General features: G+C 68.8%; 26 protein-coding genes. 10 read left to right on the plus strand and 16 right to left on the minus strand.

Features of this window, described 5'->3' with window-relative positions:
- Positions 1–14 precede the first annotated feature (14 nt).
- The 4 genes from DEI84_RS01515 to DEI84_RS01530 all read left to right on the plus strand — a co-directional run bounded on the left by DEI84_RS01515 (position 15) and on the right by DEI84_RS01530 (position 2,666).
- Entirely contained in the window at positions 15–527 is a 513-nt protein-coding gene (locus DEI84_RS01515) for a MarR family winged helix-turn-helix transcriptional regulator (RefSeq protein ID WP_110889418.1), read from the plus strand.
- 109 nt (positions 528–636) lie between these two features.
- Complete coding sequence (locus DEI84_RS01520) at positions 637–1,059, plus strand: DUF6069 family protein (protein WP_220032662.1); 423 nt, start codon at positions 637–639, stop codon at positions 1,057–1,059.
- A 238-nt stretch (positions 1,060–1,297) separates the two neighbouring features.
- Positions 1,298–2,227 carry a VOC family protein gene (locus tag DEI84_RS01525; protein WP_110889419.1) on the plus strand — a complete coding sequence of 310 codons (930 nt, stop codon included), beginning with the start codon at positions 1,298–1,300 and terminating at the stop codon, positions 2,225–2,227.
- 28 nt (positions 2,228–2,255) lie between these two features.
- The gene (locus tag DEI84_RS01530; RefSeq protein ID WP_110889420.1) at positions 2,256–2,666 is read left to right on the plus strand and encodes an ester cyclase; all 411 of its coding nucleotides are present in this window, start codon (positions 2,256–2,258) and stop codon (positions 2,664–2,666) included.
- A 469-nt stretch (positions 2,667–3,135) separates the two neighbouring features.
- Here the strand turns inward: DEI84_RS01530 and DEI84_RS01535 are convergent, their stop codons facing one another.
- The 7 genes from DEI84_RS01535 to DEI84_RS01565 all read right to left on the minus strand — a co-directional run bounded on the left by DEI84_RS01535 (position 3,136) and on the right by DEI84_RS01565 (position 9,021).
- Complete coding sequence (locus tag DEI84_RS01535; RefSeq protein ID WP_110826164.1) at positions 3,136–3,537, minus strand: GNAT family N-acetyltransferase; 402 nt, start codon at positions 3,535–3,537, stop codon at positions 3,136–3,138.
- Between the two features lie 120 nt (positions 3,538–3,657).
- Positions 3,658–5,022, minus strand: coding sequence for a replicative DNA helicase (gene dnaB / locus DEI84_RS01540; protein ID WP_110825788.1), 1,365 nt, complete (start codon positions 5,020–5,022; stop codon positions 3,658–3,660).
- Positions 5,023–5,684: 662 nt separating this feature from the next.
- Positions 5,685–6,137 carry a 50S ribosomal protein L9 gene (rplI, locus tag DEI84_RS01545; protein WP_110825787.1) on the minus strand — a complete coding sequence of 151 codons (453 nt, stop codon included), beginning with the start codon at positions 6,135–6,137 and terminating at the stop codon, positions 5,685–5,687.
- Between the two features lie 14 nt (positions 6,138–6,151).
- Entirely contained in the window at positions 6,152–6,409 is a 258-nt protein-coding gene (gene rpsR / locus DEI84_RS01550) for a 30S ribosomal protein S18 (RefSeq protein WP_056121021.1), read from the minus strand.
- A gap of 55 nt (positions 6,410–6,464) precedes the next feature.
- A complete protein-coding gene (locus DEI84_RS01555; protein WP_110825786.1) occupies positions 6,465–7,031 on the minus strand; it encodes a single-stranded DNA-binding protein in 567 nt (188 codons plus the stop codon).
- A gap of 3 nt (positions 7,032–7,034) precedes the next feature.
- Positions 7,035–7,424: a 30S ribosomal protein S6 gene (gene rpsF / locus DEI84_RS01560; RefSeq protein ID WP_110825785.1), complete on the minus strand. Its 390-nt coding sequence runs from the start codon at positions 7,422–7,424 to the stop codon at positions 7,035–7,037.
- Positions 7,425–7,584: 160 nt separating this feature from the next.
- Positions 7,585–9,021 (minus strand): CCA tRNA nucleotidyltransferase, encoded by a 1,437-nt coding sequence (locus tag DEI84_RS01565; protein WP_110825820.1) that lies wholly within the window; start codon positions 9,019–9,021, stop codon positions 7,585–7,587.
- Between the two features lie 111 nt (positions 9,022–9,132).
- Between DEI84_RS01565 and DEI84_RS15820 the strand changes: the two genes are divergently transcribed.
- From DEI84_RS15820 to DEI84_RS01590, 5 genes are all read left to right on the plus strand, one after another.
- The gene (locus DEI84_RS15820; protein WP_220032852.1) at positions 9,133–13,338 is read left to right on the plus strand and encodes a DUF6049 family protein; all 4,206 of its coding nucleotides are present in this window, start codon (positions 9,133–9,135) and stop codon (positions 13,336–13,338) included.
- Positions 13,339–13,444: 106 nt separating this feature from the next.
- On the plus strand, positions 13,445–14,440 hold the full coding sequence (gene trxB, locus DEI84_RS01575) for a thioredoxin-disulfide reductase (protein ID WP_110825784.1): 996 nt from the start codon (positions 13,445–13,447) through the stop codon (positions 14,438–14,440).
- Between the two features lie 82 nt (positions 14,441–14,522).
- Positions 14,523–14,849 (plus strand): thioredoxin, encoded by a 327-nt coding sequence (gene trxA / locus DEI84_RS01580; RefSeq protein WP_110825783.1) that lies wholly within the window; start codon positions 14,523–14,525, stop codon positions 14,847–14,849.
- A 218-nt stretch (positions 14,850–15,067) separates the two neighbouring features.
- On the plus strand, positions 15,068–16,369 hold the full coding sequence (locus DEI84_RS01585; RefSeq protein ID WP_110889421.1) for a PLP-dependent aminotransferase family protein: 1,302 nt from the start codon (positions 15,068–15,070) through the stop codon (positions 16,367–16,369).
- Between the two features lie 43 nt (positions 16,370–16,412).
- A complete protein-coding gene (locus DEI84_RS01590) occupies positions 16,413–17,375 on the plus strand; it encodes a D-alanine--D-alanine ligase (protein ID WP_110889422.1) in 963 nt (320 codons plus the stop codon).
- Positions 17,376–18,322: 947 nt separating this feature from the next.
- On the opposite strand, the gene DEI84_RS15880 is transcribed toward DEI84_RS01590, so the two are convergent.
- From DEI84_RS15880 to rpmH, 9 genes are all read right to left on the minus strand, one after another.
- Positions 18,323–18,448: a hypothetical protein gene (locus tag DEI84_RS15880; RefSeq protein ID WP_258371653.1), complete on the minus strand. Its 126-nt coding sequence runs from the start codon at positions 18,446–18,448 to the stop codon at positions 18,323–18,325.
- Positions 18,449–19,600: 1,152 nt separating this feature from the next.
- Complete coding sequence (locus DEI84_RS01595; RefSeq protein WP_110889423.1) at positions 19,601–20,587, minus strand: ParB/RepB/Spo0J family partition protein; 987 nt, start codon at positions 20,585–20,587, stop codon at positions 19,601–19,603.
- Positions 20,587–21,519, minus strand: coding sequence for a ParA family protein (locus DEI84_RS01600; RefSeq protein WP_110889424.1), 933 nt, complete (start codon positions 21,517–21,519; stop codon positions 20,587–20,589). The genes DEI84_RS01595 and DEI84_RS01600 overlap by 1 nt, the downstream gene beginning before the upstream one ends.
- A 66-nt stretch (positions 21,520–21,585) precedes the next feature.
- Positions 21,586–22,239: a 16S rRNA (guanine(527)-N(7))-methyltransferase RsmG gene (gene rsmG, locus DEI84_RS01605; protein WP_110825778.1), complete on the minus strand. Its 654-nt coding sequence runs from the start codon at positions 22,237–22,239 to the stop codon at positions 21,586–21,588.
- Entirely contained in the window at positions 22,236–22,718 is a 483-nt protein-coding gene (locus tag DEI84_RS01610) for a R3H domain-containing nucleic acid-binding protein (RefSeq protein ID WP_110825818.1), read from the minus strand. The genes rsmG and DEI84_RS01610 overlap by 4 nt, the downstream gene beginning before the upstream one ends.
- A 47-nt stretch (positions 22,719–22,765) precedes the next feature.
- Entirely contained in the window at positions 22,766–23,740 is a 975-nt protein-coding gene (yidC, locus tag DEI84_RS01615; RefSeq protein WP_110889425.1) for a membrane protein insertase YidC, read from the minus strand.
- A gap of 7 nt (positions 23,741–23,747) precedes the next feature.
- Positions 23,748–24,113 carry a membrane protein insertion efficiency factor YidD gene (gene yidD / locus DEI84_RS01620; protein ID WP_110825776.1) on the minus strand — a complete coding sequence of 122 codons (366 nt, stop codon included), beginning with the start codon at positions 24,111–24,113 and terminating at the stop codon, positions 23,748–23,750.
- Entirely contained in the window at positions 24,110–24,460 is a 351-nt protein-coding gene (gene rnpA, locus DEI84_RS01625) for a ribonuclease P protein component (protein WP_110889426.1), read from the minus strand. The genes yidD and rnpA overlap by 4 nt, the downstream gene beginning before the upstream one ends.
- A 17-nt stretch (positions 24,461–24,477) precedes the next feature.
- Positions 24,478–24,615, minus strand: a complete 138-nt coding sequence (gene rpmH, locus DEI84_RS01630; protein WP_043595303.1) for a 50S ribosomal protein L34 — start codon at positions 24,613–24,615, stop codon at positions 24,478–24,480.
- 490 nt (positions 24,616–25,105) lie between these two features.
- Here rpmH and dnaA point away from each other — a divergent pair, with 490 nt between their 5' ends.
- Complete coding sequence (gene dnaA / locus DEI84_RS01635; protein ID WP_110889427.1) at positions 25,106–26,560, plus strand: chromosomal replication initiator protein DnaA; 1,455 nt, start codon at positions 25,106–25,108, stop codon at positions 26,558–26,560.
- Positions 26,561–26,914: the final 354 nt, after the last annotated feature.

Below are 26,914 nucleotides of genomic sequence, written 5' to 3' on the forward strand. Positions count from 1 at the left end.
GCGACGATGTGCGCATGGACGAACCGCGCTGGCTCAACAAGACCGAGGCGGCAGCCTGGATGGATCTCCTCGCGATCATCGAGCTGCTGCCCTCGGCGCTCGACGCGCAGCTCAAGCGTGACTTCGCGATGACCCGCTTCGAGTACAACGTCCTCGCGATGCTCAGCGAGTCACCCGACGACAGTGCTCCGATGAGCAGCCTGGCTTTCCTCACCAACGGATCACTCTCCCGTCTGTCACACGCGGTGACGAAGCTCGAGAAGCGTGGGTGGGTGCGTCGCGTGCCGTCCGAGACGGACAAGCGCTCGCTCGTGGCCACCCTGACAGTGGACGGACGAGCACTCATCGAGCGAGCGGCTCCGCATCACGTCGAGGAGGCTCGACGCGCGTTCTTCGATGCGATCCCGCCCGAGCGGGTCCGCGATCTCGCCGAGATCCTGCGGCCGATCGCCGCGAACCTCCTGACGCCGGACGCCGACTGCGGTCCGGCGGCGCGCGCCGCCGCTGCGCCGGTGGCTCACGACTGACCGACGATTCTCCACAGACCCCCGACCGCCCGGACTGGCACTTGCCAGCCCGTTGCTCCGCCGCGCCCGCTCGTCCGATACGGCCGCGCCTCCCAGAACGGAAACTCCCATGAGCACGATCGACACGACAACCCGCCGCCCGAGCCGCCTCCGCGGTGTCCTCGTCGCGACTGTCCTCGCAGCCGTCATCGGCAGCATCGCCAACGCGATCATCGCCGTCAGTGCCCTCGCGGCCGGCGCTGACCCCGCAGTGCAAGGCCTGACGCCGCCGGCCTACATCACCTTCACGGTCGTCGGGGTCCTGATCGGCGCGATCGGGTGGGCGCTCATCAGCCGTACACGTTCGGCTGGGCGCGCGCTCGCGATCCTCGTCCCGGTCGTCCTGGTGCTCTCCCTCATCCCCGACGTGCTCCTCGCCGTCAGTGGTGGCTCCGCTGCGATCACCGCGGGAGTGGCGCTGGGCATCATGCACCTCGTGACGACGGCGGTTGCGGTGCCGATCTACCGCACGTTCCTCCCGATCGCACGCTGACTCCTCTTCCCGCCCGCCAGCTGACGACACCTTCGTCGCCCAGCTGGCGGGCGTCTGCATCCAGGCCCGCTCCTGCCGCGACGAGCAACCAGGAATGGTCTGCACACGGTTGTTGACAGTTCAACAAAATGGCGTACAGTGATGCTCGTTACTTGATCGTTCAAGTAACTCCCTGTTCCGGCAGCAGCAGCTCGCGCGGCCGGGACCCACGCCGACGTCGAACTCTGCAGGAGCAGCAATGAACCCCCTCGACACTTCTTCGGACCCGCGTTCCGCCCCGAACGCGGCCGCGCCTGGCACGCCGGACCGTGAGGTCGCGGAGTTCGGTGCCGTGCACCTCGAGGTCACCGACCTCGGCCGTTCCACCGCGTTCTGGACCGATGTCATCGGTCTCGTCCTACGGTCCGAGTCCCAGGACGAGGTCGAGCTCGGCACGAAGGCACAGACCCTCGTCACCCTCCACCCGGGCGCCCAGACCGGGTTCCTGCAGGGCCACAGCGGGCTCTACCACCTCGCCGTGCACCCGCCGACAGAAGCCGACTTCGCCCGGATCCTGCTCCGCCTCATCCGGGTCGGCTGGCAGATCTCACCGACCGACCACATCATGTCGAAGGCGATCTACCTCCTCGACCCGGACGGCATCACGGTCGAGATCACCCTCGAGACGCCGGAACGTCTCCGCGGGTTCCACTTCGACGACAACGGCCCGTACGTGCTGCGCCAGGACGGCAGCCGTTCCAACGGTCGTGAGCCGCTCGACGTCCGCGCCGTCCTCGCCGCACTGCCCGATGACGACATCACACTCCCGGTGCCGGAGGGCACCAAGATCGGCCACGTCCACCTGTACGTCGGGGACCTCGAAGCCGCCTACGGTTTCTACCGCACGTTCGGGTTCAACCAGGCCGTCTGGGCACCCCGCTTCCACATGGGCGACCTCGGTGGCGGCGGCGCGTTCAACCACCGCATCGCAGTGAACACCTGGCAAGGCGTCGGCGCACCGCAATCCCCCGCAGGGACCGCCCGCATGCGCGCCTTCACCCTCCGCCTCGACACCCACGAGCGCCTCGACCACGTCCTCGGAACCGTCGACGGACCCATCGAGGAATCCGACGCCGGCTTCCTCGTCCGAGACCCCAGCCTGAACACGCTGCTGCTCTCCGCCAACTGACCGACACTCCCAGCCGAAGGACAAGACCATGAGCACCACCGACGACAACAAGACCATCGCCCGTGCCTTCTACGACGCCTACAACACCAGCGATCTGCAGGCCGCGTTCGACACCTACATCTCCCAGGATCTGGTCAACCACACCAACGGCGGTGCGATGGACAGGGACATGTGGATGGGTTCCGACCTCGCCGCGAAGACCGCGGTCCCCGACCAGACCATGACGATCCTCGGCCAGTCCGCCGACGGTGACACCGTCTACACCCACTGGGTCCTCGAGGGCACCTTCAGCAACGGTGACCTGTTCGGCATCCCCGCCAACGGCAACGCGACCCGCCTCGAAGCCGTCGCCGTCGACGTCATCCGCGACGGCCAGATCGTCGAGCACAACGCAATCGGCGACTTCACCGCCTTCATGAGCCAGCTCACCGCTCAGTGAGCATCGTCCACGAACCGATGCGGTAGCCGGCTCACTCGACAGTCGGCGGAAGCGGAATGATCGCTGGCGGGACCGCACCGGATGTGAGGCGGCAGCCGAGGTCGACGTGGTCATCGACCACGTCCGGGGGCAACCGGCCGCGGACGTGATGCGATCCCTCGTCACGGCTCGACAGGACCGGGGGCGTCGGCTGGACTGGATCGCGACCGGCTCGACCGCAGGGCAGGAGACCCCAGTCCCGTCCGCAGCGCTTCGCGCATCTGAACTGAGCATCGTCGGTAGTGGGCAAGGCGCCGCCGGGCGTGCTGCGTTCGTTGCGGAGCTGCCCGGCATCGTCTCGCAACCGCAGACGGCACGGCGACCATCGACGCGCCAGCTGCACCGATCCGGGAGGTCGAGTCCCGCTGGGCCGGCGACGCTGCGACGACGGACGCGTGGTGCTCACGACAGCCGCCCGGTAGAGGATGGGCTAGCGAACGCTCGCTACGTCCATGCCGGGTCCGCTCTCGGCCCGGCGCTCGAAGCCGTGGCGTTCGTAGAACTCAGCCCGACCTCGGGCCGCGAAGAGCTGTACGTCGTCCACTCCGCGGCGACGTGCCTCGTCGACAAGGCGCGCGAGGACTTGGCCGCCGATACCTCCACCTCGAGCCTCTTCGGTGACGATCATCTCGGTCACGAAGGCGTGCAGCGCCCCGTCGCTGATGAGCCTGCCCATGCCGACCAGGCGGCCGGCGTCATCCCTGACGGTGCAGACGATCCAGCTCCCGGACAGGGCGCGCTCGAATCGGTCCAGAGTCCAGTCCCCCCAACCAGTCTCGTCGTAGAGCGTCTTGAACTCCATCGCGGTCGGCGCGGAGAAGGAGTAGTCCATCCCGGAACGGTACTGCGAGACCGTCCTGCAAGCCGCTCGTCCACCGGTACGCGACTGGCGGCGACAACCACGACGACTTCCCTGTCCTGCTTGACCGGGGCATCGCCGTCTCACACTCCACTACTGCGGCATGTCCACGAACCGCGAGAACATCCCGTGGAACGCCACCGTGATGGTGTCCGTCGGCCCGTTGCGGTGCTTCGCCACGATCAGGTCGGCTTCACCCTGCCGCGGGTTGTCCTTCTCGTACGCCGACTCACGGTGCAACAGGATGACCATGTCGGCGTCCTGCTCGATCGATCCGGATTCACGCAGGTCGGAGATCATCGGCTTCTTGTCGGCACGCTGCTCGGGTCCACGGTTCAGCTGCGACAGTGCGATGACGGGGACCTGGAGCTCCTTCGCCATGAGCTTGAGCGCACGGGAGAACTCGGACACCTCCTGCTGGCGGCTCTCGACCTTCTTGCCCGAGGTCATGAGCTGCAGGTAGTCGATGACGACGAGCTTCAGGTTGTGCTGCTGCTTCAGGCGCCGGCACTTGGCACGGATCTCGACGAGGGTCATGTTGGGGGAGTCGTCGATGAAGAACGGAGCGTCGTTGATGCGCCCGCGGGTCTGCGCGATGGTGGTCCAGTCGCGGGTGTCGACGGTGCCCTTGCGCATGTTCTGCAGCGGGACGCTCGACTCGGCGGAGAGCAGACGCATGGCGATCTCGGCGCGACCCATCTCGAGCGAGAAGAACGCGGCGGTCTGGTTGTGCTTCAGCGCGGCGGCGCGGCACAGGTCGAGCGCCAGGGTCGACTTCCCGAGTGCGGGTCGGGCGGCCACGATGATGAGTTGTCCGGGGTGGAAGCCGTTCGTCAGGGCGTCCATCTGGGCGAACCCCGTCGGGACGCCGGTCATCTGCCCGTCACGGCCCTTCGCGGCCTCGATCTCGTCGATGGCGGTGCCGATGGCCTCGGTCAGGGGGACGTAGTCCTCGGTCTGCACGCCACCGGCGACGTTGTAGACCTCGGCCTGCGCGCTGTTGACGAGGTCGGTGACCTCACCCTCGCTCGCGTAGCCCATCTGCACGATGCGGGTGCCGGCCTCGACCAGGCGGCGGAGGACGGCCTTCTCGGCGACGATCGCGGCGTAGTAGCCGGCGTTGGCCGCGGTCGGCACCATGCTCGTCAGGCTGTGCAGGTACTCGGCGCCACCGCCGCGGGACAGCAGGCCCGTCTTCGTCAGCTCGTCGGTGACGGCGATGACGTCGGTCGGCTCACCGTGCGAGTACAGCGACAGGATCGCGTCGAAGATGACCTCGTGCTTGGGGATGTAGAAGTCGACACCGCGGGCGGTCTCGATGACGTCGGCGACGGCGTCCTTCGACAGCATCATGCCGCCGATCGTCGACTGCTCCGCGAGCATGTCGTGCGGGGGAGTCCGGTCGGCGTTCCGCTCGGCGTACTCCCGGGGGGCCGGCTCCAGATGCGCGATCGACACAGGTGCTCCTCAGTGTTCATGGCGGGGCGGTGTTCATGGCGGGGCGGTGCTCACGGCGGGGCGGTGCTCACGGCGGTGTGGTGTCCATGGCGGTGCTGGCGGACGACCCGCCGAACCGTCCCCCACCGAGCAGTTCTACCCCGGGCGACCGACATCCCCGAGTCGCTGGCTCACGCTACGGGTACAGAGTTATCCCCAGCAACAGGCCCTGTGGACAACTCTGTGGAACGATTGCGGAACACGCCGGAGACCTGTGTGGATGGTTGTGCACTCCGCTGTGGAGAACTCCGCGGGAGAACACACTTTCGACTGCTGATCGGGGCTTTCTCGTTCCACACCGTGTGTGGAGAACTCGACTTCAACTGCGAGTCGAAGGTTCACCTACGAGCCTCCCACTGTGCAGAACCGACTTGACAAACGGCCTCGTGATCCGGTTCCACTCGGGTGGCTCCCAGGCGCCGGGCGGGGGCCGGCGGTAACCGGCCATCGGTGTTCCTTGCGCCGGGACCGCTCAGCCGACCAGGGCCTCCGGAGCGGTCCCGACCCCTTCCGACACGCCGGGAGGGCAACCGTGCAGGGCGCAGTCGTGCACCCGGTGCGGGAACGACGGAGGGCGGGCCTCCCGTGGTGGGAGACCCGCCCTCCGGCGGTGCTGTGTGCTGCTACTTCGCGGCGACGACCTTCAGCGAGATGGTCGCGACGATGTCCTCGCGCAGACGCACGGTGGCCTCGTGGTCACCGACGGTCTTGATGGTCGCGGGGACCTCGACCTTGCGCTTGTCGAGCGAGCCGACGCCCTGCGCCTGGACGGCGTCAGCGACGTCAGCCGGGCGGACGGAGCCGAACAGACGACCGTCCTTGCCGGCCTTGACCGACAGCTGGATGGTGGCGTTCTCGAGCTTCATCTTGAGGTCCTGTGCCTCTTCGATGGTGGCGAGCTCGCGCGCGGTGCGAGCTGCACGGATCGACTCGATCTGCTTCTCGCCGCCCTTCGACCACGACACGGCGAAGCCCTGCGGGATCAGGTAGTTGCGGGCGTAGCCGTTCTTGACGTCGACGACGTCACCGGCGGAACCGAGGCCGGAGACCTCGTGGGTGAGGATGAGCTTCGACATGTGTCGACCTCCGATCAGCGGCCGGAGCCGGCGTAGGGGAGGAGCGCCATCTCACGGGCGTTCTTCACGGCACGGGCGATGAGGCGCTGCTCCTGGACGGAGACGCCGGTTATGCGACGGGCGCGGATCTTTCCACGCTCCGAGATGAACTTGCGCAGGGTCGCGACGTCCTTGTAGTCGATGACGCCGACCTTGATCGCCTTCGCGGGAGCGGCGTTCTTGCCGCCCTTGCCGCGAGGCTTCCGGCGGTCGCCGGTGCTCTTTCCAGCCATTGTTCTTCCTTACAGAGAGAGAAGTTGTGTGTCCGTCAGACCGTGTGGTCGCGGATCAGAACGGGGTCTCGTCGTCGTAGGTGCCGCCGGGGGTGCTCCACACGTCGTTCGACTGTGCGTTGCCGCCGCCCTGCTGACCACCCTGCGGGGACCACGGTGCGTCGGACTGACCGCCGCCGCCGGAGTTGCCGCCGAAGCCACCGCCGGAGTTGCCCCCGCCGCCGACCTGGCCGCGCCCGCCGCCACCGCCGCTGCCACCCGGTGCACGGGTGATCTGGGCGGTCGCGTACCGGAGCGAGGGGCCGATCTCGTCGACCTCGAGCTCGATGCTCGTCCGTTGCTGACCCTCACGGTCCTGGTAGGAACGCTGACGGAGACGGCCCTGCGCGATGACGCGCGAGCCCTTCGTCAGCGACCCCGCCACGTGCTCGGCGAACTCGCGCCACACACTCGCACGGAGGAACAGCGCGTCGCCGTCCTTCCACTCGTTCGCCTGACGGTCGAACGTGCGAGGGGTCGACGCGATGGTGAAGTTCGCCACGGCGAGCCCGTTCTGCGTGTAGCGCAGCTCCGGGTCCGCGGTGAGGTTGCCCACCACCGTGATGACGGTTTCGCCGGCCACGGGCTACTCGGCGCTCGCGGTCGTGGCGGCCGAAGCCGACGCGTTGGCGGCCTTGCGGGCGGCACGGGCCTCGTCGCGCTCCTTCTGAGCGGCGACCTGGGCCATGCCCTCTTCGGCGCGGAGGACCTTGGTGCGCAGGACGGCCTCGGAGAGACCGAGCTGGCGGTCCAGCTCCTTGGCGGAGTCGGCGGACGACGTGAAGTTCACGACGGCGTAGATGCCCTCGTTCTTCTTCGCGATCTCGTACGCGAGCCGGCGACGGCCCCAGACGTCCACGTTGTCGACGGTGCCACCGTCGTTGCGGATGACCGCGAGGAACTTGTCCAGGCTGGGAGCGACGGTGCGCTCATCGATCTCGGGGTCGAGGATCGCCATCAGTTCGTACTGGTGCATGCGGAACCCACCTCCTCTGGTCTCAGCGGCCCCGGGCAGTTCCCGGGGCAGGAGGGTTGATGCATGTGTCTCGGCACGCTGCATGCGCGCGAGACAACCTGCCCATCGTAGCGGACGGCCTGGAGGCGCGCCACCGGCTGTGCAGAGCGACCGGTGCCGGTCAGGCGGACGCGTCGCGGGACGCCCACCAGGCGCGGAGGCGCGCCTCGGCGTCCTCGGGACCGAGCGGCCCCTCGTCCATCCGCGCCTCGAGCAGGAAGCGGTACGCCTCGCCGACGGCCCGCCCCGGCGGGATGTCGAGGATGCGCATGATGTCGTCGCCCGTCAGGTCCGGACGCATGGAGTCGAGTTCCTCCTGCTCCGCGAGGACGGCGATCCGGGCCTCCAGGTCGTCGTAGGCGAAGCCGAGCCGGTCCGCCTTCCGACGGTTCCGGGTGGTGACGTCGGAGCGGGTGAGCTCGTGCAACCGCTCGAGCTGGTCGCCGGCGTCGCGGACGTAGCGGCGGACGGCGGCGTCGGTCCAGGCGCCCTCGGTGTACCCGAAGAACCGGAGGTGCAGCTCGATCAGGCGCGCGACCGAGGCGATCGTGTCGTTGTCGAACCGCAGCGCCCGCAGGCGCTTCTTCGCGAGCTTGGACCCGACCAGGTCGTGGTGGTGGAAGCTCACCGCGCCGCCGGGCTCGAGCTTGCGGGTCGCGGGCTTGCCGATGTCGTGCAGGAGCGCGGCGAGCCGGAGCACGGTGTCGGGGGCGTCGCCGGGGTGACGCTCCGCCTCGTACCCGATCGCCTGGGTCAGGACCGTGAGCGAGTGCTCGTACACGTCCTTGTGGTGGTGGTGCTCGTCGATCTCGAGCTTCATCGCCGGCAGCTCGGGCAGGATCCGCTCGGCGATCCCGGTGTCGACGAGGAGCCGGAGCCCCTCGACCGGGTCGGACGTGTTGAGCATCTTCACGAGCTCGTCCCGCACGCGCTCGGCGGAGACGATGTCGATCGAGTCGGCGAGGTCGGACATCGCGCCCCGGACGTCGTCGGACGCCGTGAACCCGAGCTGCGCCGTGAACCGTGCCGCCCGCATCATCCGGAGCGGGTCGTCGCGGAAGGAGATCGGGGCAGCCTGCGGGGTCGCCAGACGCCCGGCGAGCAGGTCCTCGACACCGCCGTGCACGTCGACGAGTTCCCGCTGGGGGAGTCGGAGCGCCATCGCGTTGACGGTGAAGTCGCGACGGAGCAGGTCGTCCTCGATGGTGTCGCCGAAGGTGACCTCGGGCTTGCGGGTCTCGCCGTCGTAGACGTCGCTGCGGTAGGTCGTGATCTCGACCTGCTCGCCCCGGACCAGTGCGGCGATGGTGCCGAACTGGCGCCCGACGTCCCACGTCGTCTTCGCGAGGGGTCCGACGATCGCCAGGATCTCGTCCGGACGTGCGTCGGTGGTGAAGTCGAGGTCGGTCACCGGGCGGCCGAGGAAGGCGTCGCGGACGGGCCCGCCGACGAGGGCGAGCTCGTGACCGGCGGCGGCGAACGCCCGTGCGAGGACGTCGACGGTGTCGGTGGCGGCGAGTGCGTCGAGACGTTCGACGGCCTGGGCTACGGACTGCATGACGCCGTCGATCATCCCAGATGATGACGGCGAGCACCTGCGCGCCCGCCTGTCGTCATGGTCGTGCCTCATACACTCGTCGTGGCCCGCTCACGACCAGGGCCCTCTCACATGCAGATACTCCGTACCGTGCTCGCCGCCGCCGCGTCCGCCCTGGTCGCCACCGGTCTGGTCATCGCGCCCGCCGCGGTGGACGTCGCCGACGCCGCCACCACCACGAAGCCCGCCGATCCGAGCGCCGCACAGTCCGGCACCACCTCCGTCGCGCTGACCCCGTCCGGGCGAGGGGTCCTCGAGCTCGGTGACGACCTCTCGCTGTCCCTCACCGTGACGAACGACACGGACGTCGCGCTGCCCGCGGGGAGCGCCGACCTCGACATCATCCGACCCGTGGTCGGGACCCGGGACATCCTGACCGACTGGTTGGGCGACACCACACCTGACGGTTACCCCGGTGAGCCCATGGGCGAGGTGGACGTCCCGGTCGTCCCAGCACACCGTTCGGTGACGGTCAGTGACATCAGCGTCCCGTTCGCCGACGTCCGACTCGGCACGCTCAACCCGTTCGGTGCACGACGCATCGCGGCCTCGTACGCAGCCGGCTCGACGTTCGCGGTCGGGCGGTCCGCCTTCACCTGGAACCCCGCGCTCGACCGCGCGCCCGTCGACGTCGCCGTCGCGATGCCCGTGACGGTGCCCGCGACCGAGGACGGCGTCCTCACCGCCGGTGCCCTCGCCTCGGCCACCGCGGTCGACGGCACGCTGACCCAGCAACTCGACGCAGCGGAGGACCACAGCGTCGCCCTCGCCGTCGACCCGCGGATCATCGCGTCGATCCGGCTCCTCGGGGACGACGCCCCGAGCACCGCGACGGCCTGGCTGGAGCGCCTGGAGGGCCTGCGGAACGAGAAGTTCCCGCTCACCTACGCGGACGCCGACGTCACCGGACTCAACCAGGCCGGATCGCCGGGCATCGCCGCGCCGATCTCCTTCGACCAGGCGATCGCCGCCGCCGTCGAGGACGACCGCTTCCCGGGCGCGACCCCGAGCCCGACGGCCACGCCCGCGGACGGGGCCACCCCCGGGACCTCGAGCACCGACGCACCGGACCAGGACGGTGTCGGTGCCACCGACGCGGCGACCGGTCCCGCGAGCCCCGGCGACCCGACGGACGACGGCAGCACCACGGAGCCGGACGCCCCGACGACCATCCCCACGTCGGAGTCGCTCGTCGACTTCCCGTGGACGCTCGACACCGTCGCCTGGCCCGCCGACGGCACCGTCGCCACCGACGACCTGCCGGCCCTCAGCGAGGCCGGGTACCGCTCCACCATCGTCTCGAGCGGCAACACCTCCGCTGGTGCCGGTGCCACCGTCGCCGCGTCGGAGTCCATCGGTCCGACGCAGGGGCTCGTGGCCGACCAGGCGATGTCGGCGCTCCTCCGGGACGCCGCCGGTGCCACGAACGGTCGCGCCTACACGGACGCGATGTCGGAACTCACCGCCACCCTGGCGACCGTGGCCGTCCAGGGCACCGCGACCGGGCCGCTCCTCCTCACGCTCGACCGGTCCTGGCCGACCGACTCCAGCCGCCTCGACCAGGCCCTCGACACCCTCGAGAGCACCGTCTGGGTCTCGCCGACGGACTTCTCCACCGTGGTCGACGCCACCCCCGGCTCGCTCACGCTGCAGAGCGCCGGCGTCGACGACGACCGGCTCGAGACGCTCCGCCGCCTGGTCGGGTCGGAGCAGGACCTCACCGACTTCGCCAGCGCCGTGCAGGACCCCGCGTCCGTCACCGCCCCCGCCCGGCTCGCGACCCTCGCGGCGGCCTCGAACGCGTGGCGTGCCGACCCCGAGGGCCTCTCGACGGCGATCGACACGCTCGTCGCCGACAACGACGAGACCGTCAACAGCGTCAACATCGTCAACTCGAGCGACATCACCCTGCTCGGTGACCGGTCCTCGTTGCCGATCTCGGTGCGGAACCGGTCCGACCACGCCGTCACCGTCTTCCTGACCGTCTCGCCGTCGAACTCGTTCCTGCGCATCGAGCAGAACGCGGTCGAGGTCACCATCCAGCCCCGCTCCTCGACCCGCACCACCTTCCCCGTGCAGTCGGTCGCGAACGGCAAGGTCGCCCTGTCGATGTCCCTGACGAGCGCGACCGGGGCCCGGATCTCGACGCCCGCGACGGTCGAGATCAACGTGCAGGCGCAGTGGGAGACGGTCATCACGGCCGTCGCCGCCATCGCGGTCATCGCAGTCTTCGGCTTCGGCATCGTCCGCAACGTGCGGCGCCGACTCCGTCGTCGCAACGGGGAGCCCGAGCCCGAGGAGGAGGACCCGAACCGTCCGCTCGAGGTCCAGCCGCCGGCGCCGGGGGAGCCCGCCGTCGACACCCCGCCTGGAGGCCCGACCCCCGTCCCCGGAGCCGCCACCGTTCCCGGGGCCGCCACCGCGATCGCCGCGGCCAGCTCCGGCACCGACACGGTGGCGGCCGACGGCGACCGGCTCGAGGACGCGATCATGCGAGCCGGGGTGCAGTCGAGCCTCCCGGCAGACCACCACGACGACGACAGCACCCGCGACGACCGTCGCCAGCCCACCGACCGCCGTGCGTCCGAGGAGCCGACCATCAGCACCACCCCGCCCACCACGACCGGGAACGTCGACACCGGAGCGGAGGGCGGACGCGACCTCGGACGGGCGAGTGCCCTGCTCGCGGTCGGGACGATGGTGTCGCGGCTGCTCGGCTTCGCGAAGACGTTCGTGCTCGCGTACGCGATCGGGCAGGCGAACTCCCGTGCGGCGGACGCGTTCGCGGTGTCGAACCAGCTCCCGAACAACATCTACGCGCTCATCGCCGGCGGCCTGCTCTCCGCGGTGCTCATCCCGCAGATCGTCCGCTCGATGAGCCAGAACGGCGACGGCGGGCGCGCCTACGTGAACAAGATCGTGACGCTCGGCGGCTCGGTCTTCGTCGTGATCACGATCATCGCGACCCTGCTCGCCCCGGTCCTGGTCCGCGTGTACGCCGCGCAGGCGGACGACGGCAAGGGCTTCTCCCCGGCGGCGACGGACCTGGCGGTCGCCTTCGCGTTCTGGTGCCTGCCGCAGATCCTCTTCTACGCGATGTACTCGCTGCTCGGCGAGGTCCTCAACGCCAAGCAGGTGTTCGGTCCGTTCACCTGGGCGCCGCTCATCAACAACGTCATCGCGATCGCCGGCCTCGTCGTGTTCATCGCGCTGTTCGGCAACCGCACGATGAACGCGGGGACGGACGACTGGACGCCGCTGAAGATCGCGGTGCTCGCGGGCAGCGCCTCACTCGGTGTCCTCGCGCAGGCGGCCTTCCTGCCGTTCTTCTGGAAGCGCGCGGGCCTGACCTTCCGACCCGACTTCCGCTGGCGGGGCGTCGGCCTCAAGGCCACCGGGACGGCGGCCGGATGGCTGTTCGCGATGATCCTCGTCACGCAGCTGGCCGGGATCGTGCAGTCCCGCGTGGCATCGCTCGGCTCCGGCAACGCCGGCAACGCCGTGCTGCAGAACGCCTGGCTGCTCTTCATGCTGCCGCACTCGATCATCGCCGTGTCGATCGCCACCGCGTACTTCACGCGGATGAGCCACGACGCCGAACGCGGCGACCTGGCCGCCGTCCGCCGCAACCTGTCGCTGTCCCTGCGGATCGTCGGCCTGTTCACGGTGTTCTCGGCCGTCGCGCTCATGGTGGTGGCGGTGCCGTTCGGCCGGATGTTCTCGAACACCTTCGAGGGCGCGGTGTCCATCGGCGGCGTGCTGCTGGCCTACATGCCCGGCCTGGTGCTGTTCAGCATGCTCTTCATCATCCAGCGGGTGTTCTGGGCCATGCACGACCACCGGACCCCGTTCCTCATGCAGCTCGTGCAGTCGGGCCTGTTCGTCATCGGGGCCCTGGCCGTGACCGCGCTGCCCGGGCAGGTCATCGGTCTCGCCGTCGCCGCGTGCACGACCGTCGCCGGGTCGGCCCAGACGATCGTGGCGCTCGTGCTCGTCCGTCGGCGGCTCGACGGCATCGAGGGCCCGGTGGTCGCCCGGTCGCACCTGCAGTTCGTCGTCGCCGCACTCGTGGCCGGCGCCGTCGGCCTCGTCGTCGTCCACTTCTTCGGGGCCTTCCGCCAGGACGGCTTCGCCATGGCGGACTTCACGAGCGCGGCCATCACCGTCGTCCTGGGCGGGGTCGTCATGGTGGCCGTGTACTTCGGCGTCCTGGCGGCCATCCGCAATGCCGAGGTGCGCAGCGCCGTCGACCTCGTCCGCGCACGACTCGGCCGCTGAGTCGGGCCCCGACGGGGGACGTCCGCGGGCCTGACGCTCACGGCTGCCCGGGAATGGCCCGCGGCTACCATGGGTTGTCTCGGTGGCACGCAACGGAAGGGCAGTCATGCGCGAGCTCATCATCATCGGTTCCGGTCCCGCCGGGTTCACGGCCGGCATCTACGCCGCGCGCGCTGAGCTGAAGCCGCTCATCGTCGCCTCGAGCGTCGAGACCGGCGGCGAGCTGACCAAGACGACCGAGGTCGAGAACTTCCCGGGCTTCCCCGAGGGTGTCCAGGGCCCCGACCTCATGATCAAGATGCAGGAGCAGGCCGAGAAGTTCGGTGCCGAAGTCCTGTACGACGACGCCGTCTCCGTCGACCTCACCGGTCAGGTCAAGAAGGTCACCGTCGGCTCCGGCGAGACGTACGAGGCCCTCGCGGTCGTCTACGCGACCGGGTCCGCGTACCGGCACCTGGGCCTCCCGGACGAGGAGCGCCTCTCCGGTCACGGCGTCTCGTGGTGCGCCACCTGCGACGGCTTCTTCTTCCGTCAGAAGAACATCGCCGTCGTCGGCGGCGGTGACTCCGCGATGGAGGAGGCGACCTTCCTCACCCGCTTCGCCGACAAGGTGACGATCATCCACCGCGGGGACACCCTGCGCGCGTCGAAGATCATGCAGGACCGGGCCATGAACGACCCCAAGATCGAGTTCGCCTGGAACAAGACGGTCACCGGCATCACGGGCGACACGGCGGTCGAGGGCGTCACGCTCAGGGACACCGTCACCGGCGAGGAGTCCTCGATGGCGCTGGACGGCCTGTTCATCGCGATCGGCAACGACCCCCGCACCCACCTCGTGCACGGCCAGCTCGAGATCGCCCCGGAGGGCACGCTCGCGGTCGAGGGCCGCTCGTCCCGCGCGGTCGGCGTCCCGGGCGTCTTCATCGCCGGTGACGTGCTCGACCCGACGTACCGCCAGGCGATCACGGCCGCCGGTTCCGGTGCCGTGGCCGCACTCGACGCCGAGAAGTACCTCGCCGACCTCGACCACAGCATCACCGACCAGGCCGAGGGCGTCACCCCGACCGAGGCGATCATCGACGTCACCGCGCGGGTCTGACCCGGGCGCGGCCGACCGGGGGAATGCCCGGTCCGTCGACCACGTTCCCCTCACCGAACCGACTTCCGTCGAAGGAGCAAACATGAGCAACGCCAAGGCCGTCACCGACGCCACGTTCGAGGCCGAAGTCCTCAAGTCCGACAAGACGATCCTCGTCGACTTCTGGGCCGAGTGGTGTGGCCCGTGTCGTGCGGTGTCGCCGATCCTCGACCAGATCGCCGCGGAGCACGCCGACAAGATCGAGATCGTCAAGCTCAACGTCGACGACAACCCGCAGTCGGCCATGAACTACCAGATCACGTCGATCCCGGCGATGAAGGTCTTCAAGGGCGGCGAGGTCGTCAAGACCGTCATCGGCGCCAAGCCGAAGCCGGCCCTCGAGGCCGACCTCGCGGACTTCCTCGCGTAGGGAGCCCGCGCACAGACCCGGACGCCCCGTCCTCCATTCCATCGGAGGGCGGGGCGTTCGCCTGTCCCGGGCCGATGTCCGCGCGCCGGGCGGGGCGGACGCGGGGCGGGCCTCCGGGCCGGAGCGGGCCACCGATCGACGATCGGCCTCGTCGCGGACCGACGGATGCCCGGTTGCATGTCGTACTGTGGCGAGAACGACCGAGTGGAGGAAACTCGATGACGAACGGCAACAGTCTCGACCCCTGGTACGACTCCTACGCCCAGCGCACCGCCGGGCTGAGCGCCTCCGAGGTCCGAGCTCTGTTCGCCGTCGCGTCGAGGCCCGAGGTGGTCTCGCTCGCCGGCGGCATGCCGTACGTCTCCGCACTGCCGCGGGAGCTCGTCACGGGCTCCATCGACCGCGTCATGCAGGAGGACGCCGCCATGGCGCTGCAGTACGGCGGCGGACAGGGACACCGACCCCTCCGTGAGCACATCGTCGACGTGATGAGCCTGGAGGGCATCCGTGCCAGCCCGGAGGACGTCGTGGTCACCACGGGGTCCCAGCACGCCCTGGACCTCGTGACGCGGCTGTTCATCGACCCGGGTGACGTCGTCCTGGCGGAGTCGCCGTCCTACGTCGGCGCCATCGGTGTGTTCCGGTCGTACCAGGCGGAGACGGTGCACGTGGCGACGGACGAGCACGGCCTGGTCCCGGAGGCCCTCCGCGAGACGATCGGCCGTCTCCGGGCCGCTGGCAAGCGGATGAAGTTCCTGTACACGATCCCGAACTTCCACAACCCGGCCGGGGTCACGATGAGCCGCGAGCGCCGCATCGAGGTCCTCGACATCTGCCGCTCGAACAACATCCTCGTGCTCGAGGACAACCCGTACGGGTTGCTCTGGTTCGACGAGCCCGCCCCGCAGGCCATCCGGTCGATCGACGACGAGGGCGTGGTCTACCTCGGCTCGTTCTCGAAGACGCTCGCGCCCGGGTTCCGCGTCGGGTGGGCCCTGGCGCCACACGCCATCCGCGAGAAGCTCGTGCTCGCGAACGAATCGGCCGTCCTCGCCCCGAACTCCTTCGGTCAGTACGTCGTCAACGCGTACCTCGATGCAGCGGACTGGAAGGGGCAGATCGACACCTTCCGCGGCCTGTACGCCGAGCGCCGCGACGCGATGCTGTCCGCGCTGGGGGAGTTCCTGCCCGACCTGCACTGGACGGTGCCGAACGGCGGCTTCTTCGTGTGGCTGACCCTGCCGGACTCGCTCGACTCGAAGGGCATGCTCCCGCGCGCCGTCAAGGAGCTCGTCGCCTACACACCGGGCACGGCCTTCTTCGCCGACGGTCGCGGAGCCGGCAACATCCGCCTGTCGTTCTGCTACCCGACGTCCGACCAGATCCGCGTCGGCGTCAAGCGCCTGGCCTCCGTGGTGAACGACGAGCTCGAGCTCATCGAGACGTTCGGTCCGACGGCGCGGACCGCCTCGTCCGTCAGCCGCTCCACGGTCAGCTCGCCGCCGCCGAACCTGTCCTGATCAGGTATTTCGCTCCACCGTACCCCTTCGCAGAGGAACACACATGGCTGAGTTCGCCCGCCGTCACGTCGTCGTCGTCGCCGGGGGGATCTCGCACGAACGCGACATCTCACTGCGGTCCGGACGACGCGTCGCGGACTCGCTCGCCGGGTACGGCTGGCAGGTCGACCTCCGCGACGCTGACGCGTCGCTGCTGCCGGCGCTGAGCGCGGACCGCCCGGACGTCGTGTGGCCCGCACTCCATGGAGCGTCTGGTGAGGACGGCGCGCTGCGCGGCATCCTGGAGGCCCTCGACATCCCGTACGTCGGCTCACGCTCCACGTCGGCTCGGCTGGCATGGGACAAGCCGACCGCATCGGCGCTCGTTTCTCGGGCCGGCGTCCGGACCCCCCGCTCCGTCACGCTGTCGCACGACGTGTTCCGGGAACTCGGTGCCGTGGGTGTGCTGCAGGCAATCGCCGCGGAGCACCCCGTGCCGCTCGCCGTGAAGCCCGCCCGTGGCGGGAGTGCCCAGGGCGTCACCCTCGTCGAGGACGTCGACGATCTGCCTCGTGCCATGGTCGCTGCGTACACGTACTGCGAGGACGCCGTGGTCGAGCAGCTCATCCGCGGGACCGAGATCGCCGTGGGCATCATCGACACGGGCGACGGGCCGCTCGCGCTGGCGCCGGTGGAGATCGTGCCCCGCAACGGGATCTACGGGTACGAGGCTCGTTACAACGCGGGGGAGACCACCTTCTACACGCCCGCCCGCCTGTCGGAGGAACACTCGAGCGCCGCATCGGCAGCGGCCGTCCTCGCGCACCGCGCTCTGGGTCTGCGGCACGTGTCCCGCGTCGACATCATCGTCGACGGCGCCGGGACGCCGTGGTTCCTCGAAGCGAACGTGCTCCCGGGGCTCACCGAGACGTCCCTCGTGCCGCAGGCGCTGTCGGCGTCGGGGTTCGACCTCGGGTGGACGTACGCCGAACTCGCGGAGCAAGCCATCCGGGACCACTCGGCCTGAGCGGGGAAGGCCCCCGAAGTTCGGACGTCTGGACGTTCCACGTGGAACATCGACCGATCGTGTTCGCGGTGGTCGAGACGCGACAGCCGTCCTGACTCGGAGAACCGGTGCCTCGGGGCGGTCGGGTGCGTCGCCAGGCCCAGCTACCGCCTGTGATCCGCCTGGCTGCCGAGACCAGTCGGCCCGGCAGTGGATGGCTGAGTGCGAACGGCCCACCTGCCCGTTCACGTCACCGGTACCGCAGTGGTGGAGCACGCCTTGTTCCTCCTCGGCACCGGCGGGGCTACTGCGTGCTGATCACAGACGTACCCGCGGCTCGATTCCCTTCGCGCATGCGCATCAGGCGACCGAACTCGGGCCATGTCAGCCCGCCCGGACCTGCGGCTGCCGCGGAAGACCACGGAATTCGGGCTACGCAGCGGCGGGCGCTACGTGGAAGCTCCGGGAGGGCGGAAGCTGACCTTCCAACCCGTGACATGGCGGGGAGCATCGTCTGAGCCCGTCCCCGTGGGTCCGACACTGTGTTTTGAGCGGCAGCCACGGCGCCCGCTCGCGACCATCACCCTCTGTCGGTCGATCAGCACCCTGCCGTCGGCAGGCGGCACCGCGGTGACAGTCCGCCTGCCGTTGTCCACCCGCCGGCGTGCGACCATCCCGCTGAGGAGCCGAAGTACGGCTCGTTCGCTGAGGCGGTGTGAGCAGGACTTCGAAAGAGGCGCCCTTCATCGCCGCTCGCATCGAGGCCCCACCGATGCGGGCTGAGCTCGGCATACTGCACTCCGAGGTCGCAGCCGAGGGAGAAGAACGGTATACGGTCTCACGGCGCGGACCAAGCCCATCAGGCTGCGTCACGGTGGCGACATGGGCGACTCGCTACAGCGCGAGTCGCATGCTTCGCACCGCTTGTTGACCGATCGACTCCGCGCCCCTCGGCCCACACTCATCGCTCAGGCCGCGAGCATTGCGCCGGCCTGCAGGCTGCCCAGGATCCAGCGCGCATCGAGCTTCGGTTGTGCAGCACCGTCCAGATGGAAGGTGCCGAACTGCCAGCTCCAATCACTCTTCCTGGCCATAGGCGTAGTGGATCACTGCTTCGATGGAGCCGGTAGTCCTTGATCGAGCAGCGTTGTGGAGACCGACGTTTCACGTGGAACCTCGCAATTGGCGGCTGCTCCTGGTGATGGTGCCCGCGGTGCCCGGCCTGCCGTCGTCGCGCACAGACACACCGTGGTGCCCCGGCGGGCGTCTCGCGGGTTCGGGCGCTCCGCCGCTCCGGATACGAACGTCCTTCTCGCACGGCGCGCAGGAATCGTCCTGCGTTCCGGACGGAGAGTGTCGCCTGGCGTTCCGCAGGTCCCGACGACAGCGTGTGGTGCCGAGCATCGACCCGCTCGACGGCGGGCCGCCTGGCACCGTGTCCTGACGCGCTCCGGGCGACCGCCGCGCCACACGAAGCAGCCTTGGCTCACATGTTCCACGTGAAACCATCACGACCACCGTCTCCCGGGGCGTGCGGTGAGCACCGCCAGCCCGCATTTAACCCCCGCGGCCTCGGTTCGATGCACGTCGTCGCAACATCAAAGAGCAACGTCTCCGCCGTGTCGATCGGGCTCGGTTCATGGGCACCCTCGACGTCGCTCCGCGGAGTAGCCGCGGGGCAAAGGCGTCGCCTGGTCATTGGCGGAGCGCCTCACGCTCCGGGCACGACAGCAGAACGCCGGAAGAAGAGGCGCGCGGTCTGACCACGTGTGACGAGCGCAGTCGCTCCTCCGTGGCCGCCGAGTACCGAAGAGGATCACCGACCAGCGACGACCGGAATCCCGGGCGCGTGAACCCTCAGCCGCACGACCAGGTCTCGACCTCCGACGGTCGGGGGCAGGGTTGTCGTCCTGGAGCAAGAACTGGCCGAGCAGATTGGCGGCGGGGTAACACTACGCACCGGTATCGACCGCCGATCGTCGGCCGCGCACCTGCCCGGCGAGCCAACCGCCAGTTGGACGTTGCGACGGCCTGGCGCGATCCTCGCGGCGCCATTCCCCCGTGTGCACAGGCCGGATGAGCGCAGGACGCTCCTGACAGCGTCTGACGCCCCTTCTGCGGGCCGAGAAGGACAACCACGTCCTCCGGATCAGCGGCAGCGCCCCTCGCCTCTCAGGGCGCCACACAGCGCTCAGGGGAGGCGTGCTCCTCCTGGATTCTGACGGGGAAGCGACCGGCGGCCGCCGTCAGCCCGCGAGGTCCTGGATCCCGAGCTCGCCGAGGATGCGGTTGAGATCGTCGGCAGTCGCGAAGTCGATCGTCACGGATCCCTTCCGGGCACCGACCGCGATCTTCACGCGGGTGTTCAACCGGTCGCCCAGTCGCTCAGCCATGTCGTTGAAGTGCACCTGCCGCTTCGACGGCTGCGACGGCGTCTTCGCCGGCGCCTTCGTCGACATCTGCTGAGCAATGGCTTCCGCTGCCCGCACGGACAGGTCCTCGTTCACGATCTTCTCGGCGAGGTACTCCATCGCCTCCGCGTCCGGCGCTGCGAGGATCGCGCGAGCGTGCCCGGCCGAGAGTACACCAGCGGCCACGCGCCGCTGTACGGGGGAGGGCAAGCGCAGCAGACGGATCGTGTTCGTGATCTGGGGCCGTGAGCGCCCGATCCGCTGCCCGAGCTGCTCCTGCGTGATGCCGAAGTCGGCGAGCAGCTGCTGGTAGGCCGAAGCCTCCTCGAGCGGATTGAGCTGAGCGCGGTGGAGGTTCTCGAGCAACGCGTCGCGGAGCATCGCGTCGTCGGGGGTGTCCTTGACGATCGCCGGGATCGTGGCGAGCCCGAGCTCCTTCGTCGCACGAAGACGGCGCTCACCCATGATCAGCTCGTACTGCGGCTCGGTGCCAGCTGCACCGGTGATCGGGCGGACGACGATCGGCTGCAGGAGTCCGATCTCCCGGATGGAGTGGATCAGCTCCTGGAGTTCCTCTTCACGGAACTCCTTGCGGGGCTGCTGCGCGTTCGGGACGATGTCGAGCGGGTTGAGGTTGGCGAGACGAGCTCCGGGAACCGCGAGGAGCTCCTCCGCCGTTGCCGACTGTCCCGAGGCGCCATTCGCATCGGCGGCGGAGGTGCCTCCGGTCGGGAAGAACACGTCGACGGGACGCTCTTGCTCGTTGGCGGTGGGGATCAGGGCGCCGATACCGCGCCCGAGTCCGGTTCGCTTGGGTGCCATCAGTGCTTCGCTCCTCGTTCTGCGATCTCGGCAGCAGCCTCCAGGTAGGAGAGTGACCCGCTGGAGTTGACGTCGTAGGACACGACACTCTGTCCGTAGCTCGGTGCCTCGCTGACGCGGACAGACCGGGGGATCATCGCCTTCAGGACCTGATCGCCGAAGTGCGTCCGGACGTCGTTGGCCACCTGGTTGGCCAGGTTCGTCCGACCGTCGTACATGGTGAGCAGGATCGTCGACACCGCGAGGTTCGGGTTGAGATGACGCTCGATGAGCTCGATGTTGCGAAGGAGCTGGCTGAGCCCCTCGAGCGCGTAGTACTCGCACTGGATCGGGATCAACACCTCCTTCGCTGCCACGAAGGCGTTGATCGTCAGCAGCCCGAGCGACGGCGGGCAGTCGATGAACACGTAGTGGTACGGCTCGTCGACGGAAGCGAGGTACTGGTCGAGAGCGGTCCGCAGACGCTGTTCTCGAGCTACCAAGGAAACGAGTTCGATCTCGGCGCCGGCAAGGTGGATTGTGGCCGGCACGCACCAGAGGGTTTCGGACTCGGGGGACCGCTGGACCGTGTCCGCCATCGGTGCCTCGTCGACGATCACGTCGTAGATGCTCGCGACCTCGGCCTGGTGGTCGATCCCGAGTGCGGTCGACGCGTTGCCCTGTGGGTCGAGGTCGATCACGAGCACCCGAGCTCCGCCGTGCGCGAGGGCCGCAGCGAGGTTGACCGTCGTCGTGGTCTTCCCGACCCCACCCTTCTGGTTCGACACTGTGAACACGCGGGTCTTGTCCGGAAGCGGGAACTGCTGCGTCGCGATCGCCCGGCGCCGTCGGTTCAGGTCAGCGATCTCACGCGCCAGGGGCGTCGAAGCGTCGTAGTCGGTCGATGAACTCAACGAGTGCCTCTTCCCCGGTCGGTGTTTCACGTGGAACATGGGCCGCGACCCGAACGCCTCGTCCGGCGCAGGGCGCGGATCCCCGGTCAGACCGGACCGGGAGCGTCAGTCAACTGTAGCCCGGAAGACGCGGGTGGTCTCTTCGACCACTCCGACTCCGAGCTCGAGCACCTCGACGTCTTCGAGGCGCTTGCGGAGGATGACCTTCCGGGCTGCGGCGACCTCGTCGTCGACGCGCGCACCCTTCATGAGGATGAGCTGCCCACCGGACCGGACCAGGGGCACGGTCAGGGGGATCAGCTTCGACAGCGCACTGACGGCTCGGGCCGTGACCTGGTCGAGCACCAACTCGTCTGCGACGTCCTCGGCCCGGGCTCGGACGACCGCCACGTTCTCGAGACCGAGCCGTTCCGCCTCGCCTCGCAACCACTCCACGCGGCGCTCCATCGGCTCGATCAGCGTCATGGAGACATCCGGTCGTGCGATCGCCAGCACGAGGCCGGGCAGGCCCGCACCCGATCCCACATCGCCGACCGTTCCGCCGGTCTGCAGGAGCGGAGCCAAGAGCGCAGAATTGAGGATGTGTCGCGTCCACAGTCGCGGGAGCTCGAGGGGACCGATGAGCCCGAGTTCCTCGCCACGACGCGCCAACTCGTTCGTGAAGGACCGGGCGACCTCGAGGCGGTCTCCGAACAGCGTCGCTGCGACCGCCGGCTCGGTCTCGAGGACCGGAGCGTCAGCGGAGCCCGCTTCCGTCATCGGGTGATGACCGTGTGACGGTCCCGACCCTCGCCCTCGGACTCCGAGTGGAAGCCCTTCTCGGAGACCAGGTCGTGGACGAGCTTCCGCTCGTACGACGACATCGGCGGCAGCGCCGCGGTCGTCGATCCCGCTTCGATGCGCTCGATCGCAGTGTCGACCAGCCGCTGGAGCTCGGTCGCCCGAGCGTCGCGGGAGCCCCCGATGTCGAGGATCAGACGACTGAACTCGCCGGTCTCGGCCTGGACAGCGATCCGCGTGAGTTCCTGCAGGGCGGACACGGTGTCGGGCTTCGCGAGGACGCGCAGCGCCTCACCGTCGTCCGAGACCGTCAGGTAGACACGTCCAGCGCGCTCCTCGATCTCGATGTCCCCGTCGAGGTCGCAGATGTCGAGCAGCTCTTCGATGTAGTCGGCGGCGATGTCCGCCTCGTCGCGGCTCTCGTCGTCGCCGCCCTGCTCGCTCGACTGGCCGAGCACCTGCTCGTCCTCGGTCGCGTCGACGACGGCCGTGGTGTCCTGCTCGGTCACTTGCTCTTCCCGTTCTTCTTCGCGCGCGACTTGCCGACCGGCTGCTGGCGCTGGGTGGTGACACGTGCCTCGACCTCGGCCACCGAGGCGCCCGTACCGGCCTCGGTCAGGACGCCGGCAGTGGCCGGGGTGCCGCGGCGCTGGGCCTTCTTGGCGAGACGCGCCTCGCGCGCCAGGGCCGCCTCCGAGCCCGGCGTCGGCATGCTGCGGATCACGAAGTACTGCTGGGCCATCGTCCAGAGGTTCGAGGCGAGCCAGTAGAACATGACGCCCAGCGGGAACGACAGGCCGGAGATGACGAAGACCAGCGGGAGGATGTACAGCATCATCTTCTGCTGGCGGTACATCGGAGACTCCTTGGTCTCCGGCGACATGTTCTTGGCGACGAGCTGCAGCTGCGTGATGAACTGCGATGCCGTCATCACGACGATCATGGCGCCCGCGATGATCCGGACTTCCCAGCCCGACGCGTTCGTGAAGGTCTCGTGCAGCGGCGCACCGAAGAGTGCAGCGTTGCCGAAGTCCGCCGCCAGCTCGTTCGTGAGCAGACCGATGCCGGCCTTGTTGATCTGCGCCTCGTGCAGCACGGAGTACAGCGAGAAGAAGATCGGCATCTGGATGAGCAGCGGCAGGCAGGAGCTCAGCGGGTTCGTCCCCGTCTCCTTGTACAGCGCCATCGTCTCGCGGGACATCGCCTCGCGCGAGAACTGGTCCTTCTTGCCCTTGTACTTGTCCTGGATCTTCTTCAGCTGCGGCGCGACCTCGAGCATCCGTCGCTGCGACTTGATCTGCCGCACGAAGATCGGGATCAGCGCGGCCCGGACCACGAAGGTCAGGAAGATGATCGACAGGACCCATGTGATGCCCGCGGACGGGTCCATCCCCATGGTCTCGAAGAGCCAGTGGAACCCGACGAGGATCGCGGACACCACCCACTTGAGCGGCCAGAGGAGAGTGTTCAGGATCTCCATGAGGAGGTCACGCCTTTCGAGTGCGCTGGGGGAGCAGCACCGGGCGGATCATGCCGACCGGGTCCTGCTGTTGCTGCGGGCTCGGTGCGAGCACGAACCCGAACCGACTGACGTTGAAGGGGCGGCGACGTTCCCGGACGTCGTCGATCCCACCGGCGGCCCAGGGGTTGCACCGTGCGATCCGCCACGCTCCCATGGCCGAACCGCGGACGACCCCGTACTGCTGGATCGCCTCGAGTGCGTACCGGGAGCACGAGGGGTGGTACCGGCACACGTTGCCGTAGAGCGGCGAGATCACCGCTCGGTAGGCCCGGAGCACGACGACGCACGCGTTGCGCGGGAGCAACGCGACGACCCAGAGGAACCGGTTCATGCTGCCTTCTCCACACCCCGCGCGAAGGCACGCGTGATGTCTCCGAGCAGGGTAGGCCATCCGGCCTGCGCGGCGGCTGGCAGTGCGCGCACCACGACGTCGTACCCGAGCGGAGCGCTCGGCAGCAGACCGTGTGCGATCGCCTTCAGCCGGCGACGCACGAGGTTGCGCGTGACCGCGTTCCCGACGGTCTTCGCCACGATGAACCCGAACCTGGTGGGACCGCCGTCGTCATCGAGGCGACGGACCACCGACACGACGACGTGCGCCGTGGCGCTCCTGCGGCCACGACGCACGGTCGATCGGTAGTCGTCGCCTCGGACGATGCGGTTGGCTCGGGCCAACACGGCGAGGACCCCGCGGATCAGGCGGAGAGCTCGGTGCGCCCCTTGCCGCGGCGTGCGGCGAGGATGGCGCGGCCGGCACGGGTGCGCATGCGGGCGCGGAAGCCGTGCTTCTTGGCGCGGCGGCGGTTGTTCGGCTGGAAGGTGCGCTTGCTCATGATGATCTCCACACGGCTGCTCGCGGCGAGCCGTCACGTATGCATTGGTTGACGCGGATGGCGCGACCGAACGGCCGCAGTCAACTGGACAACGGTACGTGACGACGGCTGGGAGGTCAAACGATCCCGTCCCCGTCCGCGCTCCCACGGTGACGCCTCCGGGTTCTCCACACTGGGGACAACTCCCGTTCGGTGGGACACGGTGCGGTCCCGTACAGTTGTGGCACTGCACGGCCGGATGCCCGGTACTGCGGGGGAGTACCTCACTCGTCTCCGGTGGACCAGCCGGGGAGGACACTGTGGACAACCCTGTGGGAAGCTCGTCGTCGGACCAGCGCCCGCACCACCGCACCAGCCGTCCGCGGAACGCGGGAGCGGTTCCGCCCGCACCCGCGTGTCGTCGGTCGGTGGCCGCCACCGCCCGTCCCGACGGGCGAGAGACCACACCCGAAGCCGCAACCGAGCAACGAGACCAGGAGACGAGCGCGACATGACGCCGGCCGACCCCGTCGAGGACCTCTGGTCGTCAGTGCTCGGCATCCTGTCCGACGACGACCGGATCACCCCGCAGCTCCACGGCTTCCTCAACCTCGTCGAGCCCAAGGGCGTGCTGGCGGGCACCCTCTACCTGGAAGTGCCGAACGACCTCACCCGCGGCATGCTCGAGCAGCGCATCCGGGTCCCCATCACCGAAGCGGTCTCCCGGATCGGAGACGACTCGGTGGCGAACTTCGCGATCACGGTGAACCCCGACATGGCCTCCGAGCCCCGGGTCGACGCCGTCGCGGTGCCGTCCTACGCCGAACCGGTCCAGGAGCAGGTGCAGCAGAGCGCCGCTCCTCGGCAGTACATCGAGGCGCCGTTCGTCCCGAGCCAGGTCGACTCCCCGGGCACCAGCGGGCGCCCCGAGTCCCGGCTCAACCCGAAGTACAACTTCGACAACTTCGTCATCGGCGCCTCGAACCGCTTCGCCCACGCAGCCGCGGTCGCGGTCGCGGAAGCGCCGGCGAAGGCGTACAACCCGCTCTTCATCTACGGCGACTCGGGTCTCGGCAAGACCCACCTGCTCCACGCGATCGGCCACTACGCGGAGAGCCTGTACCCGGGCATCCGCGTCCGGTACGTGTCGAGCGAGGAGTTCACCAACGACTTCATCAACTCGATCGCGAACAACCGCTCGAACCAGTTCCAGCAGCGGTACCGCGACATCGACATCCTGCTCATCGACGACATCCAGTTCCTGCAGGGGAAGGACTCCACGCAGGAGGCCTTCTTCCACACGTTCAACACGCTGCACGACCACAACAAGCAGGTCGTGATCACGTCGGACGTCGCCCCGAAGCACCTCACCGGCTTCGAGGACCGGATGCGCAGCCGCTTCGAGTGGGGTCTCATCACCGACGTGCAGGCGCCGGACCTCGAGACCCGCATCGCGATCCTCCGCAAGAAGGCGCAGTCCGACCACCTGCAGGTGCCGGACGACATCATGGAGTTCATCGCGTCGAAGGTCTCGAGCAACATCCGGGAGCTCGAGGGCACCCTGATCCGGGTGACCGCGTTCGCGAGCCTCAACCGGACGGCCGTCGACATGGCGCTGGTGCAGACGGTCCTCAAGGACCTCATCACGCTCGACGAGGACAACGTCATCGCGCCGACGGACATCATCAACCACACCGCGGAGTACTTCAAGCTCTCGGTCGACGACCTCTACGGCTCGTCCCGGTCGCAGGCGATCGCCACCGCACGACAGATCGCCATGTACCTGTGCCGTGAGCTGACGAGCCTGTCGCTGCCGAAGATCGGCCAGCTGTTCGGCAACCGCGACCACACGACCGTCATGTACGCGAACAAGAAGATCGCCGAGCTCATGAAGGAGCGGCGCTCGATCTACAACCAGGTCACGGAACTGACGAGTCGGATCAAGCAGGACCGCCGCTACCGGTAGCGAGCATCTCGCTGCCACCCCCCCGTCCAGGAGGCCCGTCCCAGACCCGGGATCGGCCTCCTTCTGGGTGCGTCCACCATCTGAGACGGTTCCATGCGGCGGATTCCCCACAGTGTGGAAAGCCTGTGGATAACTGTGGAGGACACGCCGCTCCGTTGTTCACAGCTGGTGGGGTGTCTGTGGAAACTGGGGATGGAAGTGGATAGATGATTTTCCTTCATCCATAGGCCGCCCACACGCCGCCAACAAGTGACACGGTTGTAGTTCCCTGTCGCCGAGCGGCATCCCCAGAGTTGTCCACAGTGTGCACAGGCGTTAAGACCATTACTCCTCTCTTCTCTCTCCCTCTCCCTG

The sequence above is a fragment of the Curtobacterium sp. MCBD17_023 genome (genome assembly GCF_003224415.1).
Lineage (GTDB): Bacteria > Actinomycetota > Actinomycetes > Actinomycetales > Microbacteriaceae > Curtobacterium.

What these genes read in the sequence shown, in the direction of transcription:
- rpmH (WP_043595303.1), bottom strand. Translation starts at nt 24,615, where the DNA reads ATGAGCAAGCGCACCTTCCAGCCGAACAACCGCCGCCGCGCCAAGAAG.
- trxB (WP_110825784.1), top strand. Translation starts at nt 13,445, where the DNA reads ATGCGCGAGCTCATCATCATCGGTTCCGGTCCCGCCGGGTTCACGGCC.
- yidC (WP_110889425.1), bottom strand. Translation starts at nt 23,740, where the DNA reads ATGGAGATCCTGAACACTCTCCTCTGGCCGCTCAAGTGGGTGGTGTCC.
- DEI84_RS01590 (WP_110889422.1), top strand. Translation starts at nt 16,413, where the DNA reads ATGGCTGAGTTCGCCCGCCGTCACGTCGTCGTCGTCGCCGGGGGGATC.
- yidD (WP_110825776.1), bottom strand. Translation starts at nt 24,113, where the DNA reads ATGAACCGGTTCCTCTGGGTCGTCGCGTTGCTCCCGCGCAACGCGTGC.
- DEI84_RS01535 (WP_110826164.1), bottom strand. Translation starts at nt 3,537, where the DNA reads ATGGACTACTCCTTCTCCGCGCCGACCGCGATGGAGTTCAAGACGCTC.
- DEI84_RS01600 (WP_110889424.1), bottom strand. Translation starts at nt 21,519, where the DNA reads ATGTTCCACGTGAAACACCGACCGGGGAAGAGGCACTCGTTGAGTTCA.
- rsmG (WP_110825778.1), bottom strand. Translation starts at nt 22,239, where the DNA reads ATGACGGAAGCGGGCTCCGCTGACGCTCCGGTCCTCGAGACCGAGCCG.
- rpsF (WP_110825785.1), bottom strand. Translation starts at nt 7,424, where the DNA reads ATGCACCAGTACGAACTGATGGCGATCCTCGACCCCGAGATCGATGAG.
- DEI84_RS15880 (WP_258371653.1), bottom strand. Translation starts at nt 18,448, where the DNA reads ATGGCCAGGAAGAGTGATTGGAGCTGGCAGTTCGGCACCTTCCATCTG.
- DEI84_RS01565 (WP_110825820.1), bottom strand. Translation starts at nt 9,021, where the DNA reads ATGCAGTCCGTAGCCCAGGCCGTCGAACGTCTCGACGCACTCGCCGCC.
- DEI84_RS01585 (WP_110889421.1), top strand. Translation starts at nt 15,068, where the DNA reads ATGACGAACGGCAACAGTCTCGACCCCTGGTACGACTCCTACGCCCAG.
- trxA (WP_110825783.1), top strand. Translation starts at nt 14,523, where the DNA reads ATGAGCAACGCCAAGGCCGTCACCGACGCCACGTTCGAGGCCGAAGTC.
- rplI (WP_110825787.1), bottom strand. Translation starts at nt 6,137, where the DNA reads ATGTCGAAGCTCATCCTCACCCACGAGGTCTCCGGCCTCGGTTCCGCC.
- DEI84_RS01525 (WP_110889419.1), top strand. Translation starts at nt 1,298, where the DNA reads ATGAACCCCCTCGACACTTCTTCGGACCCGCGTTCCGCCCCGAACGCG.
- rpsR (WP_056121021.1), bottom strand. Translation starts at nt 6,409, where the DNA reads ATGGCTGGAAAGAGCACCGGCGACCGCCGGAAGCCTCGCGGCAAGGGC.
- DEI84_RS15820 (WP_220032852.1), top strand. Translation starts at nt 9,133, where the DNA reads ATGCAGATACTCCGTACCGTGCTCGCCGCCGCCGCGTCCGCCCTGGTC.
- DEI84_RS01530 (WP_110889420.1), top strand. Translation starts at nt 2,256, where the DNA reads ATGAGCACCACCGACGACAACAAGACCATCGCCCGTGCCTTCTACGAC.
- DEI84_RS01595 (WP_110889423.1), bottom strand. Translation starts at nt 20,587, where the DNA reads ATGGCACCCAAGCGAACCGGACTCGGGCGCGGTATCGGCGCCCTGATC.
- dnaA (WP_110889427.1), top strand. Translation starts at nt 25,106, where the DNA reads ATGACGCCGGCCGACCCCGTCGAGGACCTCTGGTCGTCAGTGCTCGGC.
- DEI84_RS01515 (WP_110889418.1), top strand. Translation starts at nt 15, where the DNA reads ATGGACGAACCGCGCTGGCTCAACAAGACCGAGGCGGCAGCCTGGATG.
- DEI84_RS01520 (WP_220032662.1), top strand. Translation starts at nt 637, where the DNA reads ATGAGCACGATCGACACGACAACCCGCCGCCCGAGCCGCCTCCGCGGT.